We start from the raw sequence: 3,035 nt of genomic DNA, 5'->3' as shown, positions 1-3,035 counted from the left end.
TCGCCGAGCAGATCGACATCCACCACCTGAATGTCCGGCCGGTTCGCGCCGAGATCATAACTGTTGGCGAGCGCGGCGCGTATCTTGGCGTAGCCGCGCTCATCGTGGATGGACGCGACCAGGCAATGCGGCTGGTCGGCAGCGTCGCCGAGCACAAAAAACCGCCATTTCCGGATCAAGGCCGGGCTGAGGTACTGGCGGATGAAGGATTCGTCGCGATGCTCGGCCCAGGCGTCCAGCAGGACCTCGCGCCAGTTGCCCTGGCCGGCCATGTCGGGGAACCAATCGCGGTCCTCGGCCGTGGGTTCGGTCGAGATGCGCTGAATGTCCTGCATCATGTCGAGGCCGAGAGCATAGGGGTTGATGCCTGAAAAACGCGGATCGTCGAAGGCCGGCTGGAAGACCACGTTGGAATGATTGCGCAGGATTTCGAGCATGGCGCCTTCGCTGATCTGGCCGCGGTCGAACAGCATGTTCATCAGCGTATAGTGCACGAAAGTGGCACAACCTTCGTTCATCACCTGTGTCTGCCGTTGCGGGTAAAAATATTGCGCGATGACACGAACGATCCTGATGATCTCGCGCTGCCAGGGTTCCAGGACTGGGCTGTTCTTTTCCAGGAAATAGAGCAGGTTTTCCTCGGGCAGATTGAGCGATTTCTTCCACTCTGGGTCCTGGCCCTTGTCGTTGGCCGCTTGCTGCGAGGCCGGCAGCGTACGCCACAAGTCGTTGTAGGAGCGCTCCTCGTATTCGAGACGCTCGCGAATTCCTTCGCGTTGCCGTTCCGACGACAACCTCGGCGGCCGGTGATAGCGAAACACGCCCTGATCCATCAGCGCGTGGGCGGAATCGAGAACAGCCTCGACGGCGGCGAGGCCGTGCCGCTCCTCGCAACGGACTATGTAGCCCTTGGCGAAGTCCAGGTAGCTGAGGATCGCACCCGCATCCGTCCACTGTTTGAACAGCTGATTGTTCTTGAAGAAATGATTGTGCCCGAGCGCTGCGTGGGCCGTCACCAGGGCCTGCAGGGCCATGGTGTTTTCCTCCATCAGATAGACGATGCAGGGATTGGAATTGATGACCAGTTCATAGGCAAGCCCCCGCCCGCCCTTGCGATAGAGCAAATCCTGGTGGAGGAAATGTTTGCCGAAAGACCAGTGACGGTACATCAATGGCATGCCGATGGACGAATAGGCGTCGAGCATCTGCTGCGACGAGATGATCTCCATCTGAACGGGATAGGTGTCCAGATGAAGCTCTTCGACCGCAAGTGCCTCGATAGCGTCATAGGCCCGCGACAATGTTTTGAAATCCCAGTCGGACCCTGAAAAAAGCAGGCTGGATTTGCTCGCTTGTCTGGCCATCGGGAACCTCATGCCCTCTTGAGGGCGGCCGGTTGCCTGCCGAAGAGCTGGCGAAAAACCGGATAGATATCGGCGGGTGTGGCGATGCGGCTCATCTGGAAGTTCGGCCATTTCTGGTCGATGGAGTTGTAGGCACGCCACAGCGATGTCCCGTTTTCTGTCGAGCCGAAAATATGAGCTTCACGCTCGTCGATGATCTCGACATACGCAAAATACTGGCACAGCCGCATGAGCTCGCCATTGAGCAGCGAAATGCATCGCTCCGAATCGCCGGCGAAATTGTCGCCGTCCGAGGCCTGGGCGGCATAGATGTTCCAGTCATGGGCCGGGTAGCGGCTGGTGATAATACGGTGCATTTCCTCCAGCGCGGTGGAAACGACGGTGCCGCCGCTTTGGGTGTTGTAGAAAAATGTTTCCTCGTCGACCTCCTGAGCCAGGTGCGTGTGGCGGATGAAGACAATCTCGATGCGGTCGTAGCGCCGTTTCAAGAACAGGTGCAGCAAGACGAAGAAGCGCTTGGCCAGATCCTTCTCGCGCTCGCCCATGGACCCGGACACGTCCATAAGACAGAACATGACGGCATTGGCGTTCGGCACCGGCCGGGAATCGAAGCGGTTGAAGCGGATGTCGACCGGATCGACATAGGCAATCCGGCGGCGGCGGCGTTCCAGCCGGTCGAGTTCTTCGCGCAATGCCGCAATACGCTGGCGCGCGTCGGCGCTGGATGGCGTCGACTCGAGCGAGGCGATTTCCTCGAGGATCGCATCCAGTTCGACCTGCTTGGGGCGCCTCAGCGCAATGCGGCGGCCGTGGCTGTTGCGCATCGTGCGGCCAACATTGATGTTGGTCGGCGAACCTGTGGCGGCGAAGCCGGCTCTGCGCGGCTTGAAGGCAAGGATCTCCTTGAGGTTGAGCTTGACCATGTCCGGGAGCTCGAGATCCTCGAAGAAAAGATCGAGCACTTCCTCGCGCGACAGCACGAAACGAAAGTCGTCTTCAGATGCCTTGTTTCCCGGCGACGATGCTCCCCCGCCGCCCCCGCCGGGCTTGGGGATCAGGTCTCCAGCGGAGAAATGCCTGTTGCCCGGCAAGATGTGCTGGCGCCTGCCGCTGTCGCGGGCGTTGTTGAAGCTCGGCTCGCTTGTGCCTCTTTCGGGCATGCGCACGGCATGCTCGGAATCCGCGTCGGTGATCCTGCCGGTGCGGATCTGATCGCGTATGCTGCGTTTCAATTCCTCGCGCGCGCGTCGCAGGAAGCGCTGGCGATTGCCGAGGCTTTTGTCTTTCGGGTTCAGGCGGCGGTCGATGAAGATCGGCATGGAACCATCCGGGTTCTCTAACCCGCCCTGTTCACCCGCATGTACCAGTCCACAAGGCGACGCACCTGCCGCTCGGTGTAGCCGCGCTCGACCATCCGCTGCACGAATTCATTGTGCCGCTTTTCCGTGACACTGTCCTGCTTGGAGCCGAAACTGATCACCGGCAGGAGGTCCTCGACCTGGCCGAACATGCGTTTTTCGATGACTTCCCGCAGCTTTTCGTAACTTGTCCACGCCGGGTTGCGGCCATGGTTTCTTGCACGGGCGCGCAGGGTGAATTTCACCACCTCATTGCGGAAGTCCTTGGGATTGGCGATGCCGGCCGGTTTTTCGACCTGTGAAAGCTCGTTGT

The 3,035-nt window shown here is 60.0% G+C and carries 2 protein-coding genes and 1 pseudogene; all 3 read right to left on the bottom strand.

Annotated elements, in window-relative coordinates:
* The coding region (locus tag EN932_RS32610; RefSeq protein ID WP_128369385.1) for a SpoVR family protein at positions 1 to 1,364 on the bottom strand (1,364 nt) is incomplete at its 3' end.
* Between the two features lie 8 nt (positions 1,365 to 1,372).
* Positions 1,373 to 2,683: a YeaH/YhbH family protein gene (locus EN932_RS32605; RefSeq protein WP_013529361.1), complete on the bottom strand. Its 1,311-nt coding sequence runs from the start codon at positions 2,681 to 2,683 to the stop codon at positions 1,373 to 1,375.
* A gap of 17 nt (positions 2,684 to 2,700) precedes the next feature.
* A pseudogene (locus EN932_RS32600) lies at positions 2,701 to 3,035 on the bottom strand (PrkA family serine protein kinase); the annotation flags it as partial.

Origin of the sequence: Mesorhizobium sp. M7A.F.Ca.US.002.01.1.1, assembly GCF_004022955.1 — a bacterium.
Classification (GTDB): Bacteria; Pseudomonadota; Alphaproteobacteria; order Rhizobiales; family Rhizobiaceae; genus Mesorhizobium; species Mesorhizobium ciceri.
The sequence above is the reverse complement of the archived record's forward strand: the minus strand, read 5'-3'. Positions and strand labels throughout refer to the sequence as shown.